This is a genomic window from Qipengyuania citrea (assembly GCF_009828015.1).
In the GTDB taxonomy this organism is placed as follows: Bacteria; Pseudomonadota; Alphaproteobacteria; order Sphingomonadales; family Sphingomonadaceae; genus Qipengyuania; species Qipengyuania citrea.
The window spans coordinates 458,350-473,346 of record NZ_WTYG01000001.1 but is presented as its reverse complement, the minus strand read 5'-3'; the positions used below and the strand labels follow the sequence as shown (position 1 = coordinate 473,346).

At 66.1% G+C, this 14,997-nt stretch carries 14 protein-coding genes; 9 read left to right on the top strand and 5 right to left on the bottom strand.

The genetic code is table 11. The annotated features are described in order from the left end of the window. Window positions 1–13 precede the first annotated feature (13 nt). The 4 genes from GRI55_RS02120 (at window position 14) to ftsH (ending at window position 5,746) form a co-directional block, all read left to right on the top strand. A complete protein-coding gene (locus tag GRI55_RS02120) occupies window positions 14–1,957 on the top strand; it encodes a DUF3604 domain-containing protein (protein ID WP_237452375.1) in 1,944 nt (647 codons plus the stop codon). Beyond that, window positions 1,954–2,739 (top strand): peptidyl-prolyl cis-trans isomerase, encoded by a 786-nt coding sequence (locus GRI55_RS02115; RefSeq protein WP_160766043.1) that lies wholly within the window; start codon window positions 1,954–1,956, stop codon window positions 2,737–2,739. The genes GRI55_RS02120 and GRI55_RS02115 overlap by 4 nt, the downstream gene beginning before the upstream one ends. Then, window positions 2,736–3,707 carry a HupE/UreJ family protein gene (locus tag GRI55_RS02110; protein ID WP_160766042.1) on the top strand — a complete coding sequence of 324 codons (972 nt, stop codon included), beginning with the start codon at window positions 2,736–2,738 and terminating at the stop codon, window positions 3,705–3,707. The genes GRI55_RS02115 and GRI55_RS02110 overlap by 4 nt, the downstream gene beginning before the upstream one ends. A gap of 80 nt (window positions 3,708–3,787) precedes the next feature. Beyond that, window positions 3,788–5,746 (top strand): ATP-dependent zinc metalloprotease FtsH, encoded by a 1,959-nt coding sequence (gene ftsH, locus GRI55_RS02105; RefSeq protein ID WP_050599420.1) that lies wholly within the window; start codon window positions 3,788–3,790, stop codon window positions 5,744–5,746. Window positions 5,747–5,810: 64 nt separating this feature from the next. On the opposite strand, the gene GRI55_RS02100 is transcribed toward ftsH, so the two are convergent. Next, window positions 5,811–6,992 carry a DUF3667 domain-containing protein gene (locus tag GRI55_RS02100; protein WP_160766041.1) on the bottom strand — a complete coding sequence of 394 codons (1,182 nt, stop codon included), beginning with the start codon at window positions 6,990–6,992 and terminating at the stop codon, window positions 5,811–5,813. Between the two features lie 107 nt (window positions 6,993–7,099). Then, window positions 7,100–7,444, bottom strand: coding sequence for a DNA-directed RNA polymerase subunit omega (gene rpoZ / locus GRI55_RS02095; RefSeq protein WP_050599418.1), 345 nt, complete (start codon window positions 7,442–7,444; stop codon window positions 7,100–7,102). Window positions 7,445–7,556: 112 nt separating this feature from the next. Here rpoZ and GRI55_RS02090 point away from each other — a divergent pair, with 112 nt between their 5' ends. Beyond that, window positions 7,557–8,744 (top strand): phospholipase D-like domain-containing protein, encoded by a 1,188-nt coding sequence (locus GRI55_RS02090; RefSeq protein WP_063505321.1) that lies wholly within the window; start codon window positions 7,557–7,559, stop codon window positions 8,742–8,744. 1 nt (window position 8,745) lies between these two features. On the opposite strand, the gene GRI55_RS02085 is transcribed toward GRI55_RS02090, so the two are convergent. Continuing rightward, window positions 8,746–10,266 carry a replicative DNA helicase gene (locus GRI55_RS02085; RefSeq protein WP_160766447.1) on the bottom strand — a complete coding sequence of 507 codons (1,521 nt, stop codon included), beginning with the start codon at window positions 10,264–10,266 and terminating at the stop codon, window positions 8,746–8,748. A gap of 128 nt (window positions 10,267–10,394) precedes the next feature. Here GRI55_RS02085 and GRI55_RS02080 point away from each other — a divergent pair, with 128 nt between their 5' ends. From GRI55_RS02080 to GRI55_RS02065, 4 genes are read left to right on the top strand one after another with little or no spacing between them, the layout of a single operon-like run. Continuing rightward, window positions 10,395–10,898 (top strand): UPF0262 family protein, encoded by a 504-nt coding sequence (locus GRI55_RS02080; protein WP_050599416.1) that lies wholly within the window; start codon window positions 10,395–10,397, stop codon window positions 10,896–10,898. Between the two features lie 3 nt (window positions 10,899–10,901). Further along, a complete protein-coding gene (locus GRI55_RS02075) occupies window positions 10,902–11,636 on the top strand; it encodes a glycoside hydrolase family 25 protein (RefSeq protein ID WP_050599415.1) in 735 nt (244 codons plus the stop codon). 10 nt (window positions 11,637–11,646) lie between these two features. Next, on the top strand, window positions 11,647–12,051 hold the full coding sequence (locus GRI55_RS02070) for a cytidine deaminase (RefSeq protein ID WP_160766040.1): 405 nt from the start codon (window positions 11,647–11,649) through the stop codon (window positions 12,049–12,051). After that, complete coding sequence (locus GRI55_RS02065; RefSeq protein ID WP_160766039.1) at window positions 12,048–13,067, top strand: S66 peptidase family protein; 1,020 nt, start codon at window positions 12,048–12,050, stop codon at window positions 13,065–13,067. The genes GRI55_RS02070 and GRI55_RS02065 overlap by 4 nt, the downstream gene beginning before the upstream one ends. Window positions 13,068–13,218: 151 nt before the next feature. On the opposite strand, the gene GRI55_RS02060 is transcribed toward GRI55_RS02065, so the two are convergent. Both GRI55_RS02060 and GRI55_RS02055 read right to left on the bottom strand, forming a co-directional pair. After that, complete coding sequence (locus tag GRI55_RS02060) at window positions 13,219–14,358, bottom strand: M14 family metallopeptidase (protein WP_050599412.1); 1,140 nt, start codon at window positions 14,356–14,358, stop codon at window positions 13,219–13,221. Next, window positions 14,355–14,960 carry a DUF4136 domain-containing protein gene (locus GRI55_RS02055; RefSeq protein ID WP_160766038.1) on the bottom strand — a complete coding sequence of 202 codons (606 nt, stop codon included), beginning with the start codon at window positions 14,958–14,960 and terminating at the stop codon, window positions 14,355–14,357. Before GRI55_RS02055 ends, GRI55_RS02060 begins: the two co-directional genes overlap by 4 nt. Between the last annotated feature and the right edge of the window lie 37 nt (window positions 14,961–14,997).

Here is a 14,997-nt window from a genome sequence, read left to right as displayed (position 1 = left end):
GAGGGGAGAGCCGATGACGAAGACCTTGGGGTGCTGGGTCGCACTGGCGGCCCTGGCGCTGTCGGGCTGCGATTCCATGGATACGGGCGAGCCGACCGAAGACCAGCGCGGTGACGGGACCGCGACGATCGAACTCGCCGAATTTCCCGACCGGCCCTATTGGGGCGATACGCATCTGCACACCGACCTTTCGGTCGACGCCTTCGGCTTCGGCGTCAGGCTGGGCGCGGAAGAGGCGCTCAAATTCGCACGCGGCGACCGGGTGCGTTCGACGATGGGGATGGATGCGCAGCTCGACCGCCCGCTCGATTTCCTCGTCATCTCGGACCATTCGGATGCCATGGGCGCCACGCGCCGGCTCTACGACACGCCGCGGATCCTGGTGCGCGATCCCACGCTTCGGCGCTGGTACGACATGATGCACGAAAGCACGAACCAGTCGACCATGGCGGTGGCCGAACTCATCACTGCGGCGGCCAATGACACGATCCCCGAAGCGCTGATGGACCCCGAGCGGCAGGCTGTCGCCACACGCGAATTGTGGGACAGCCATCTCGCCCTGCTGGACCGGTACAACCGCCCGGGTGAATTCACTGCCTTTGCGGGTTTCGAATGGACCTTGATGCCCGATGGCAACAATTTGCACCGGGTCGTCATGTTCCGGGACGGCAGCGTCAAGACCGGTCAGGTGGTGCCGTTTCCGGGTATCGATACACAGCCCGAGCAGCTGTGGGATTACATGGCCGCCTACGAGGCCAACACCGGGGGACGCGTACTGGCGATCCCGCACAATTCGAACCTGTCGAACGGGATGATGTTCGATCTGGTCGGGCCCGATGGCGGCGCGATGAGCGCCGATTACGCCCGCCAGCGAGCGCGCTTCGAGCCGGTGGTCGAAGCCACCCAGATCAAGGGCGACAGCGAGACCCACCCCTTCCTCTCGCCGAATGACGAATTCGCTGAATTCGGCGTGGCCGGGTGGGAGCTGGGCAATCTGCCGCTGACGAGAGAAGCAACGCCCGACATGTATGCCGGTAGCTATGTCCGCAGCGCCTTGCTGCGCGGCCTGACGCTCGAACAGCAGATGGGCGTCAATCCCTATGCATTCGGCCTGATCGGCTCCACCGACAGCCACACCGCGCTGGCGACGGGGGACGAGGACAATTTCTTCGGCAAGCAAACCAATGTCGAACCGCGTGCCGGACGCGCGCTCGCGTCGCAGAACCTCGGTACGCGCCAGGGGCGCTTCGGCTGGCACTATCTCGCCGGGGGCTATGCGGCTGCCTGGGCAAGGGGCAATACGCGCGCCGAGATCTTCGATGCCTTCATGCGGCGCGAAGTCTACGCCACCACCGGTCCGCGCATGGTGCTCCGGCTGTTTGCCGGGCATGATTTTGCAGACAGCGATTGGGACGGCGACTGGGTACGCGCCGGTTATGCCCGCGGTGTCCCGATGGGCGGCGATCTGGTCGATCGCGGCCGCGCGCCCGTGTTCCTGGTTTCCGCGCTCAAGGATCCCGAAGGCGCCAATCTCGACCGGATCCAGATGGTCAAGGGCTGGGTCGATGCGAATGGCGTCGCACGCGAACGTATCTATGATCTCGCATGGTCGGACATGGCTGGCGTCCGCCGCCGCGTGGGCGGCGCAATACCCGCCGTGGGCGACACGGTAGTACGGCGCGAGGCGAGCTACACCAATACGATCGGCGCACCCGAATTGCGAGCGACCTGGCGCGATCCCGATTACCGTCCGGGCCAGCGCGCCTTCTATTATGTCCGCGCGATCGAAATCCCAACGCCGAGCTGGGTCCTGTTCGATGCGAAACGCTTCGGAATCGACCTGCCGGCAGAGGTTGTCGAAACGAATGTTATCCAGGAACGCGCCTATTCCTCTCCGGTCTGGCTGAAGCCGGGCCGATCGCCCGGCGCTGCAGCGTCTCCGGCGGGGCGTGAATGATCCGGCATTGGCTGCGCGACCCGCTGGTGCATTTCCTGATCGCCGGGGCGGTGATCTGGGCAGGGCTGGCACTGGTGGGCGAACCGGTCGACCCGGCCAGCCGGACGATCGAACTTTCGCGCGAGCGGCAGGCCGGCATCGCTTTCGGTTTCGAGCGGATGATGGGGCGCGCACCCACCGACGCCGAAATGGACAGTGCGATCGAGCGCTGGGTGCGCGAAGAGGTCCTCTACCGCGAAGCGCTGCGTCTGGGCCTCGATGAAGGCGACGCGGTCGTCCGGCGGCGTCTGGCCACCAAGATGGACGAGCTTGCTGGCGCCGAGGCCGCCTTGGCCCGACCGAGCGAAGCGGACCTCGAGCGCTGGCTCGCGAAGCATCCGGATAAATACCGCGAGGGCGACAGGTTGACCTTCAGGCAAGTCTATTACTCTAGCGAATCCGCTGCCGCCCGCGCTCTGGCATCGCGCGATCCGGTGGGCGAGCCGATCAGCCTGCCCGCCAAGGCGGTCGCGATGCCGCTCGCGCAGATACGCGGCACCTATGGCGAGGCGTTCACCGCGCGGCTGGCGGAGCTTGAACCCTCGAGCGAATGGCGGGGACCGGTCGCGTCGGGCTATGGCTGGCACCTCGTCCGCTTGGAAACCCGTAACGCGGGCCAGACACCGCAACTGAGCGCGGTCCGCGACCGGATCGAGGCCGACTGGCGAGCGGCCACCATCGCCGAGCGGCGCCAGCGGGCCTACGCGTTGCTGCGCGGGGCCTATACGGTCGCAATCGAATGATCCGGCTGATTGCGGCGCTGGCCCTGCTGCTGGCGGCCAGCCCCGCGCTGGCTGACGAAATGCGTCCCGTCGCGATCCAGTTCGAGCAGCTCGACGAGACGAACTGGCGGCTCGGCTGGCGGCAGCCGATCGCAAGCGCGGCCGACGAACGCAGCGCCGTGCCGCAGCTGCCCGCCGCTTGTGCGCTGGCGGGGCCGGTAGAGCGCGACATGGCTCCGCTTGCCGTGGTCGGCCGTGCACCGGTGGTCTGCACCGGCAGCGTCGCGGGGCAGCGGCTCGGCTGGCCGGCCTTTCCCGGGCAAGGCGAAGCGATCCTGCGCGTCGCCCCGCGCGAACGGCCGGTACAGGTCCACCGCCTCACGCCGGAAGAGCCCTATGCGACGATCACGGCCAGGACGGGCGCAGCGCAGGTGTGGCGCAGCTATTTCGCGATCGGGGTTGATCACATCCTGGCCGGATGGGACCACCTGCTGTTCGTCATCGCGCTGGTCCTGCTGGTCGGGCGGCCGTGGCCGGTGATCAAGGCCGCCACGGCCTTCACGCTCGCGCATTCGCTGACGCTGGCGGCGGTCACTTTGGGCTTTGCCGGGATCCGGCAGGATGTCGTGGAGGCGTTGATTGCCCTGTCGATCGTGTTCCTCGCGGTCGAAATCGCCCGGGGGGCGCGCGGCACGCTGACCCAGCGCCTGCCCTGGCTCGTGGCATTCGCCTTCGGCCTGCTGCACGGTTTCGGATTCGCAGGCGCCTTGCGCGAAATCGGGCTGCCCGAAGGCGAGGTGCCCGCCGCGTTGGTCAGCTTCAACATCGGCGTGGAAGCCGGACAATTGCTGGTCGTCACGGCGGTGCTCGCCGCCCTCGCGCTGCTGCGCCGTATCCGGCCGGCGGACGAACCGCTGGTCCTGCGCGCCGCCGCCTATCCGGTCGGCATCGTCGGGGCCTATTGGCTGATCGAGCGAATTGCTGCCTGATAGCGGAAATTCCGCGCATCGGGTCAACTTGCCATTCACCCGCGGCATCCTACATTGGCCGGGATGAAAGGAACCCGCGCATGAGCGACCAGAATTCTCCGCCCGAGCCCGAGGGCAACGGCCCCAACCCCTGGGTGAAGAGCCTGATGATCTGGGGCGGGATTTTCCTTGCACTGCTGATGGTTGTGTCGCTGTTCGGGGGCGGATCCAGCGCTCCCGGCGCACAGATCCTCTATTCCGATTTCCGCGACAAGGTTGCCGAAGGCTCGGTCGCCAGCGTCGAGATTTCCGAATCGTCGATCGTCGGCGAGATGAAGAATGGCGAGCAGTTCTCGACCATCCCCGTTGCCAACGACACCACTCTGCCGCAGCTGCTCGAAGACAATGGCGTGCGTTATTCGGGTGTGGAAGCCGACAATGGCAACATCCTCCTCTATGCGCTGATCCAGATGCTGCCGTTCGTGCTGATCCTCGGCATCGCCTTCTTCGCCTTGCGGCAGGTCCAGAAAGGCGGCGGTGCGGGCGGCGCGATGGGCTTCGGCAAGTCGAAGGCCAAGCTGCTGACCGAGCGGCAGGGCAAGGTGACGTTCGACGATGTCGCCGGGATCGACGAAGCGCGCGAAGAGCTCGAGGAAATCGTCGAATTCCTCAAGGACCCGCAGCGCTTCTCCAAGCTTGGCGGCCAGATCCCCAAGGGCGCCCTGCTGGTCGGTTCGCCCGGTACGGGTAAGACCCTGCTCGCGCGGGCAATCGCCGGCGAAGCGGGCGTGCCCTTCTTCACCATCTCCGGTTCGGACTTCGTCGAAATGTTCGTCGGTGTCGGCGCCAGCCGCGTGCGCGACATGTTCGAACAGGCGAAGAAGAACGCGCCGTGCATCCTGTTTATCGACGAAATCGATGCCGTCGGGCGCAGCCGTGGCCACGGGCTGGGCAATTCGAACGACGAGCGCGAGCAGACGCTCAACCAGCTGCTGGTCGAGATGGACGGCTTCGAAGCCAATGAAGGCATCATCATCATCGCGGCGACCAACCGCCCCGACGTTCTCGACCCCGCGCTGCTGCGTCCGGGCCGGTTCGACCGTCAGGTTGTGGTCCCCGTGCCCGACATCGACGGGCGCGAGAAAATCCTCGCAGTGCACATGAAGAAGCTGCCGCTGGCTCCCGACGTCAACCCGCGCACCATCGCGCGCGGCACGCCGGGCTTCTCGGGCGCGGATCTGGCGAACCTGTGCAACGAGGCCGCCCTGCTGGCGGCGCGCCGCAACAAGCGCCTGGTCGCGATGCAGGAATTCGAAGACGCCAAGGACAAGGTCATGATGGGTGCCGAACGGCGCAGCATGGTCATGACCGAGGACGAGAAGAAGATGACCGCCTATCACGAAGCGGGCCACGCGCTGGTTAGCCTCAACGAGCCGGCGTCGGACCCGATCCACAAGGCCACCATCATCCCGCGCGGCCGCGCGCTGGGCATGGTGATGCGCCTGCCCGAACGCGACAGCTATTCCTACCACCGCGACAAGATGCATGCGAACCTCGCGGTTGCGATGGGCGGGCGCGTGGCGGAGGAAATCATCTTCGGGCACGACAAGGTTTCGAGCGGGGCGTCGGGCGATATCCAGTATGCCACCGATCTCGCGCGCAACATGGTCACCAAATGGGGCATGAGCGACAAGCTGGGCCCGCTGCAGTACGAGGAAAGCCAGGAAGGCTATCTCGGCATGGGTCAGACCGCGCGCACCATGGGCGGCGCGGAAACCAACAAGCTGATCGACGCCGAAATCAAGGAACTGGTCGAAGGCGGGCTCAAGCGCGCGCAGGACATCCTCAGCGAGCAGGAGGACAAGCTCCACCTGCTGGCACAGGCGATGCTCGAATACGAAACGTTGACCGGTGAAGAAATCAACCAGTTGATGAAGGACGGCAAGATCGACCGGCCGGACGAGCCCAAGGGCCCGGTCGCGGTCAAGCCCGCGTCGGGTGTCGCTGTCCCCAAGGCAGGGCGCAAGCTCGGCGGAGGCCCGGCACCGCAAGGCGCCTGACGCAGGCGAAACCCATCCGCACACAAGGGGCCGTCCGGTATGACCGGGCGGCCCTTTTCGTTTCTCAGGACAGGCCGAGCAGCATCAGCAACATGGCGAACAATCCGAGGATGACGACGATCAGGAAGCTCATCACCCCCAGCCGCCAAAGGGCCGAGAAGCGCGACAGCGGGTAAGTGCCGCGCAAGTGCTTGTAGATATGGATTGGCGGGATCAGCAGCGATGCCAGCGCGACATAGCCGGGCGACAGACCAGCTATGCCGGCAAGCACGATCGCCAGGATCAGCATCGTCATGAAGCTGAGCGAATAGGTGACGAAAATGGCATGGTCATACGCGCGGAAACCGCGCTTCCAGGCGAAGATGAGCCATACGAACGGGATCGACAGCGGGATCAGCAACCAGCTGAACTTGTAGAAATTGGTCTGCAACTTGTAGAGCATCAGGCCCGGGTTCTTGCGCCACTTTTCGACCCCCGCCCGGAACCAGTCGGTGTTCTCCAGATCGCCTTCCCAATTGCGGATGTCGCTTGCATCCACGGCGATTTCCGCGTCCCTCTCGCTGCCGGGGGTCTTGTTCGCAACTTCCTCCGAACCCGCCTCGGCGCCGGTTCGTTCGGTCCCGTCAGCCAGGAAAGGCAGTTCGGTGCGGGCCTGCTCCAGCGCTTCGAGCTGCGCTTCGACTTCGGCCAGCGCCTCTTCGGCGCGATTGCGCTGCGCTTCGGTGGCGTCCGGGTCCGCCGCCCGCTCGGCCAGCGTGTCGCGCCGGGATTCGAGCCGCTCGGCCTGTTCTTCGGTAAGCTCGCTCAGCTGCAGGCTCTTGTCGCCGGTGAGATCGGTAGGGGCGCTGATCCCCGCGATCTGGAATACGGCGAACATCAGGAAAATGGTGAACAGGAACAGCGCCATCGGGCTGACGAATCGGGTTCGCTCGCCATCGATATAGCGGCGCGTCAGCTCGCCCGGCTTGAACACCAGCATCGGCAGCGTCCGCCAGGTCTTGCCGTCGAAATGGATCGCCCCATGCGCGATATCGTGGGCGAAGGCGCTCAGCGTCCGGTGGAGATGGGCCTGCTGGCCGCATTGATGGCAATGGCTGCCCACCAGCTGCGTGCCGCAATTGAGGCACGCCCCTTCGGCGAAATGGCCCTTGGCGGTCGGCGCTTCGCCACCCGTGCGGGGCGATACCGCCCTGGCGAACAGACCCCCTTCGACCCCGGTTCCCACGCCTTCAACCACGTCGCTCATCACGCCTCCTGTCGCGGCGCAGGCTACAGGCGGCACAAGCCATGCCGCAACGCAAAAAGGCCGCCCCCGGGGCGGCCTTTCCACAATTCGCCAATACTGCCGGCGTGTCAGCCCTCGTAATCGGCCCCGATCGAGGTCGAACGCGTCGGCGCCGAAGCGGTGATCCGCAGCGCTTCGGCCGACTGGCTGAGCGAGCCGACTTCGTCCATCTCGTCATCGTCGTCGGGCAGGATCTTCTGCAGATTGGTAACCGCAGCTTCGTGCAGTTCCTTCGGCTTGACCGTCTGTTCGGCGATTTCGCGCAGCGCGACGACCGGGTTCTTGTCGCGATCGCGATCGACAGTCAGTTCCGCACCGCCGGAAATCTCGCGGGCCCGCTGGGCAGCCAGCAGGACGAGGTCGAAACGGTTGGGGACCTTGTCTACGCAGTCTTCGACAGTAACGCGCGCCATGGGGCACTCCGATGCAAATCAAGTGATTCCGGGAAAGCGCGGCTCTTAGGCTTTTGCCTGCCGGCAGTCAAGGATTTGCGCCGACCGCCGGGCGCGCTAAGGCGCATCCCCAATGGCTGAGGCAAGCGTTTCCGAAACCACGGCGGTCTATCGCGATCCGGAGCCGTTTGCGCTCGAGGCGCAGGGACATTCGCTGGTGTTCTATCCCGGCGGCGACGACCGCCGCCGCGCGCTGATGGATCTCGTCGGCTCGGCCACCACCACGCTCGATATCTGCTTCTACATCTTCGCCGAAGACGAGGTTTCGTCCGAGCTGCGCGATGCGCTGTGTGCGGCGGCGCGGCGCGGGGTGGCGGTCACGCTCATCCTCGACAGCTTCGGCGCGTCGGCATCGGACCGCTTCCTCCAGCCGCTGGTCGATGCCGGGGGACGCTATTTCTGCTTCAGCCCGCGGATCGGGCTGCGCTATCTCATCCGCAACCATCAGAAGATGGTGATCGCTGATGGCGAGCGCGCACTGTTCGGCGGTTTCAATATCGAGGACGACTATTTCGCCCCCCCCGAACAGAACGGGTGGAACGATCTTGCCATCGCGCTCGAAGGGGACGCGGTTGCCGGCCTCAACGACTGGTTCGCGCGGCTGGTCGACTGGACCGATGACGACGCGCCGCATTTCCGCGCCATTCGCCGGGCGGTTTCGCAATGGGAATGGCGTGACGGGGAGGGGGCCGTCCGCTGGCTGGTCGGTGGGCCCACGCGCGGGCTGTCGAGCTGGGCCCGCAGCGTCACCCGCGACCTTTCTCAGGCGCGGAAGCTGGACATCTTCATGGCCTATTTCTCGCCGCCCTACACGCTGCTGCGGCGGATCGCGCGGGTCGCGAAGACGGGGCGGGCGCGGCTGCTGATGGCGGCCAAGAGCGACAATGGCGCGACGCTGGGCGCAACCCGTTCGCTGTATCGCTACCTGCTCAAGCGCAAGGCGCGGATCTGGGAATTTTCCCCCTGCAAGCTGCACACCAAGCTGCTGGTACTGGACGATGCGGTTTACCTCGGCAGCGCCAATTTCGACATGCGCAGCCTCTACCTCAATCTGGAAATCATGCTGCGGATCGAAGACGCCGCGCTGGCCGAACGGATGCGCGAATTCATAGCGCACCAGATCGCCGCTTCCGAGGAGATCACGCCCGCGCTGCACGCCCAGCGCAGCACGCTGTTCAACCGCATTCGCTGGGGCGCGGGCTGGGTGCTCGTGTCGGTCCTGGACTATACCGTGACCCGGCGGCTCAACCTCGGGATCTGATCTACTCGTAATCCTCGTAGTGACGGATCTCGGGGCTGGAGAACTTGGTGAACTCGCTGTGGAACAGCAGCGGGACATTCCCGGTCGAGCCATGCCGCTGCTTGGCCACGATCAGCGTCGCCTTGTTGACCAGTTCCAGGTGCCGGGCTTCCCATTCGGCATATTTCATCCGCACTTCTTCCGACGATGTTTCGTCGGGCGTGTCGGGCTTGAGCGCGTTGTGATAATATTCGGCACGGAAGATGAACCACACCATGTCGGCATCCTGCTCGATCGATCCCGACTCGCGCAGATCGGACAGCTGCGGACGCTTGTCGTCGCGCTGTTCGACCTGACGGCTGAGCTGCGACAGCGCGATGACGGGGACGTGCAGTTCCTTCGCCAGCGTCTTCAGGCCCCGGCTGATTTCCGAGATTTCGTTCACGCGGTTGTCGCTGGCGCGGCCCGAACCCTGCAGCAATTGCAGATAGTCGACGATGACCAGCCCGATGTCGTGCCGCCGTTTGAGCCGCCGGGCGCGCGTGCGCAGCGCGCCGATGGTCAGCGCGGGGGTGTCGTCGATATACAGCGGAAGGTCGGTCAGTTCCTGGCTGGCAAAGCTCAGACGCTGGAACTCTTCGCGGCTGAGCTTGCCCGAACGCAGCTTCTCGCTCGAGATCTCGGCCTGTTCGGCAAGGATACGCGTCGCCAGCTGGTCGGCGCTCATTTCGAGGCTGAAGAAGGCGACGCCCGCGCCGGTCGACTTGCCCACCTCGATACCCGCCTTCTGGTCGTCCATCAGCCGGCGTGCGGCGTTAAAGGCGATGTTGGTGGCGAGCGAGGTCTTGCCCATCGCCGGACGCCCGGCAAGGATCACGAGGTCCGAGTTGTGCAGGCCCGAGGTCTTGTCGTTGATCGTGTCGAGCCCGGTGGTCTTGCCCGAAAACCGTCCGCCCGAATTCATCGCCGCCTGCACGACTTCGAGCGCGCCGAAGGCCGCCTTGCGGAACGACTGCGCCTCGCTGCCGGTGGTGGCGCCTTCCGCTACCCGGTAGAGATCGGCTTCGGCCTGCTCGATCTTGCGCAGCGGCTCGACTTCGTCCGAGGTATCGAGCGCGCCCTCGACCAGATTGCGCCCCACGCTGACCAATTGCCGTAGCAGCGCGAGGTCGTAGATCTGCTCGGCCAGTTCGCGCGGATGCAGCAGGCCCTGCCCGTCGGCGGTCAGCTGCGCGAGATAGGTCACCCCGCCGAGCTGCTTGAGCGCTTCGTCGCTTTCGAAATAGGGCTTGAGCGTAACCGGAGTGGCCACCGAATTGCGATCGAGCAGCCGCAGCACGCGTTCGTAGATGCGCTGGTGGACAGGTTCGTGGAAATGCTCCGCCATGAGCGGCGTGGTCAGTTCCTCGATCACCTTGTTGTCGATCAGCACGGCCCCGAGGAACGCGGCTTCGGCTTCGAGGTTGGCGGGCAGGACGGGGCCCTTCGCCGGTTTCGTGTCAGTCGAATCGTCGGCGGGGAAAAGAAGATCGGTTTCGGCCATCGCCCCCTGATGCATGGCCGCGCACCCTGCTGGCAAGTTGCAAAGGGGTCACGGCGGCTGTGGATAGTGGGGACACTGCGCCAACCCCTTGCCGCACCCCGCCTATCTCTGCGAAAGCGGGCGCAAGCATGACCGATTCCGCACCCTCTCCGGACACTCATCGCATCGCGCATATCGAGCTCGATGAGGAAACGATCATCTGGCGCAATGCCGATATCGAGCAGGAACGCCGGATTGCGATCTTCGACCTGATCGAGGAAAACAGCTTCAAGCCGCTGCGCGCGGTCGAGCGCGGGGCCAGCGGGCCCTATCGCCTCAAGCTGGCCGTGCGCGACGGCCGCCTGCTGATGGAAATCGCCGACGAGGAGGAGCGCCTAGTGGAGGAGCTGCTGCTTGGCCTCGCCCGTTTCCGCCGGCCGATCCGCGAATATTTCGCGATCTGCGACAGCTATTACCAGGCGATCCGCAAGGCGACCCCGGCGGAAATCGAAACCATCGATATGGCCCGCCGCGGGGTCCACAACAGCGCCGCAGAACTGCTGATCGAACGGCTGGAGGGCAAGATCGAGACCGATTTCGCCACCGCGCGGCGGTTGTTCACGCTGATCTGCGTCCTGCATATCAAGGGCTGAGGGATGGCGGTGGGCAAATCCCCGCGCCGGCGCCGTTCGCCGCGCAGGTCCCGCGGGTTTTCCGCTGCTGGCAAGGCGTGGCTGGTCGCGCTGCTGGTCGCGGCAATCGCAGCCGGCTATGCGTGGTACGAAGCGCGCAGCTGGCGTCCCGACGAGAGCGCCTGGCCCGACCAGGGTGCGCTGGTCAGCGCAGGCGACGGGGCGGTGGATTTCGACACTCTGGCGGGTCTGGGCGCGCGGTTCGTCTATCTCGAGGCGAGCGATGGGGCGGGGCGGGGCGATATCGCCTTCGCACAGAACTTCGCCCGCGCGCGCAATGCCGGCCTGGCGGTCGGCGCGGCGCATCGTTTCGACCCCTGTACCGTGGCCGACGGGCAATCGGCCAATTTCGTCACCATGGTGCCGCGCGACGGCGACCTGCTGCCTCCCGCGATCCTGTTGGAGACGACCGCGGAGGACTGTCCGGCGCGCGTTTCGGACGCGGCGGTGCAGAGCGAGCTGACGACGCTGGTCAACCAGATCGAAGCGCACAGCGGGAAGCCGGCGATCCTCGGCCCGGACGAGGAATTCGAGCAGGCCTATGCGCCCTCGCGGCGGTTCGACCGGCAATTGTGGCTCACCCGCAGCTGGTTCGAACCCGACTACGCGATGCGACCGTGGCTGATGTGGACGGCCAACCGCTGGTACAAGACCGAGGCCGCGCAGCAGCCGCTGCGCTGGGTGATCGTGCGGCCATGAGGATGACGAGATGACCGACGACGACCTGATCGGAGCCGCGCGCGCAGCCGCGCGCCATTCCTATTCCCCCTATTCCGGATTCGCGGTGGGTGCCGCGCTGCGGTTTGCCGATGGCAGCGTGGTCACCGGGACCAATGTCGAGAATGCCAGCTATGGCCTGGCGCTGTGCGCCGAAACCATCGCGGTATCGAAAGCGATGGCCGACGGGCTGCGCGGCGGGCTTCAGGCAGTCGCGGTGACCGGCCCTGCGGCAGACCCGATCACGCCCTGCGGGCGCTGCCGGCAAGTGCTCAACGAACTGGCGCAGCTGGGCGGGACCGACCCCGACATTCTGTGCGTGGGCGCCGACGAGGTGGTGCGGGTGAAACTGTCGGCCCTGCTGCCGCATGCTTTCGGCCCCGCCAGCCTGACATGATCGGACGGCGCGGCGCGCTCGGCCTGCTCGGCGGGCTCGCGGGATCGGCACTGATGCCATCGGGACTGGCGGCGCGAGCCAGCGCCATGCCGCCCCGGCTGCGGCCGGGGGATACGGTCGGCCTGGTCGCCCCGGCTAGCGCGGTCACATTGCCCGCAGAACTCGACCGGGCCGTTCACTGGATCTCCGGCATGGGGCTGGTTCCCAAACTCGCCAGCCATGTCGGCGACCAGCATGGCTATCTGGCCGGGACCGACGCCGACCGTGCCGCGGATCTCGATACGATGTTCGCCGACGCGGAGGTGCGCGCGATCTTCGCGGTGCGCGGCGGCTGGGGCGGGGCGCGGATCCTGCCGCTGCTCGACTGGGCGACCATTCGCGCCAATCCGAAACTGCTGATCGGGTATAGCGACACGACGGCGCTGCACATGGCGATTGCCGCGCGCGCCGGGTTTGCGACGCTCCATGGCCCCAATGCGGCGAGCCGGTGGGACCACGCAAGCTGGGAGAGCCTGTGGCGTATCGCCTTTGCGGGCACGGCGCCCGTGCTCGGCGGCGCGGTGGCCGAGGATGCCGCGGGTCGGCCCGCCCGCTCGCTCGTCCCCGGGGTCGCCCGGGGCCGGCTGCTCGGCGGCAATCTCACCATCCTGTCGACCATGATGGGTACCGGCTGGCTGCCTGACTTCGACGGGGCGGTCCTGTTTCTCGAAGATATCAACGAAGAACCCTACCGGATCGACCGCATGCTTCAGCAATTGCAGCTGGCAGGCGTGCTGGACCGGCTGGCGGGCGTCGTGTTCGGCCAGTGCACCCGCTGCAGCGCGGGCGATGCCGATGCGCGGACGTTCACGCTGGACGACGTGCTTGGCGCTCATCTCGCCCCGCTGGGCATCCCGGTGGTAACCGGCTTCAACAGCGGTCACGTGCGCAACCAGCTGTGCCTGCCGGTCAATGTCCCGGTCGAACTGGATGCCAGCGCGCGGACGCTGCGGATGCTCGAGCCTGCCGTGGCCTGACACGCTCGGCTTAACTCGGCGCTGCGGCCTAAGCCCCTGCGCCGAGAGAGATTTTCAAGACCGGAAGCATGTTGCGACGCGCAGGAATGACGGCAGGCGCCGCGCATTGCGAGCCGCGAGGTTCGCTAGCGCCCGCCGTCCAGCATTCTGGTCAGGCGTCGGGCGTGTCGAGATATTCGAGCAGTGCCGCGAGGCAATCGCGCGCCAGCATCTTGCACCGTTCGGGGCTCCAGCCCTGTTCGGGTTCGGGATTGGCCTTGTTGTCCTTGTAAGGCATTTCGAGCGTCATCGCGGTGGCGCCGAAGCGTTCGGCGACCTGGTTGGTGCTCATCGCCAGATTGGCCTTTCCGCGCGGGGCCTTGGTATAACCCAGCTCGGTCTGGAAGTCGGGCGTGCGCCGGTCGAGGATCGCCTCGTAGCGATAATAGCGGTCGCCCTGCGCATCGGTCCAGCTGGGGATGCCCTCGTAGCCGGCGAGAAAGGCGACCGGGATTGCTTCGTCGCCATGGACGTCCATCGCGAAATCGACGCCGGTTTCGTCCATCCGGTTGCGGATGGCGAGCACTTCGGGCGACTTTTCGAGGGTCGGGTTGTCCCATTCGCGGTTGAGGTTGGTGCCCGCTGCATTGACACGCAGATTGCCCCGCTTCGATCCATCGGGGTTGCAGTTGGGGACGAGGTGCAGGCGGCACCGCTTGCGCAGTTCGCGGCCGACGCTGTCGGCGGGATCGGTCAGCACTTCGAGCGCGCCTTCCATCCACCATTCGGCCTGCGTTTCGCCCGGGTGCTGGCGCGCGTAGAACCACACCTTGGTGTCGCCCTCGCCCATTTCGAGGCAGTCGATCGGCTGGCCATCGAGCGTGGTGCCGAGATGCACGTGATCGACGCCTTCGGCGGCGGCCGCCTCGGACACCAGATCGTGATGGCGTTCCATCGAATAGGGCGCGAAATAGGCAAACCAGGCGATATCGCTGGCGGGGGTGTAGCGAATGGTCAGCGTGCCGCCGCCGATGTCCTTGTCATAGGAGGACGATGCACGGCCCCAGTAATCGCGGTCTTCCGAAACGCAGGCGTCGTAATCGGGCCAGCCGCCGGGGTAGGCGCTGTCTTCCAGTCCGGTGATCCGCAACTCGAGCTCGCGGCCCGCAGCGCCTGCGACGCGGAAGTGGAACCACTGCTTGAATTCGCTGTTCGTGTCCTTCGGGATCGCCAGCATGGCGCTGGCGCCGCTCACCGACAGCACTTCGATATTGCCACTGTCGAAGGCGGAATCGATCCGGATATCGCTCACTCGGTAACCTCTACTTCTATCGTTTCGCCATTGTTGCCGGGGAATTCCCTGAACAAGGCAGAGGCGACCGTCTGGGCGTTCGCCGTTCCGCGTGCAAGGGGGGAATCCTCGGGCGGCTGGAAATCGGCGCGGCCCTCCCACAGGCTGGTGCCGCTCGCCGCATCGGTGATCGCAACCGACAGTTCGGTGCCGAGCCGGTCTTTCGCGCCGCCGCCCAGATTGATGCCGATGCCCAGCCCCACACCCGAACCGTAGCTGCCCGTCGAACCGCCGACGCCGACGCTTACCGGGCTGCGCTTGCCGCCGCTGCCGACCACGTACCGCACCAGCGACACCCGCGCGATCTGGCCGGCGCCCGCGCGGTCGCTTTCCCTATAGCCGAGCCGGCGCAGTTCCTCGGCAACCGCAGCCTTGTAAGGGGCCAGCGCCAGGCTGTCGCTTTCGCCGCCCGGGGCGCTTTCGACGAAGATCGGTCCGCTGCCCAGTTCGGTCACGCGGTCGGGGGCGACGAAGCGGGTCACTTCGACGGGGCCGGACGGGGTGGTGCAGGCCGCGAGCGACAGGGCGGACGCCATGACCATGGCTAGGGGGGTGGCTTTCATCGTGTGCGATCCTCTGCGACTTCCGAGTATGTCTGAC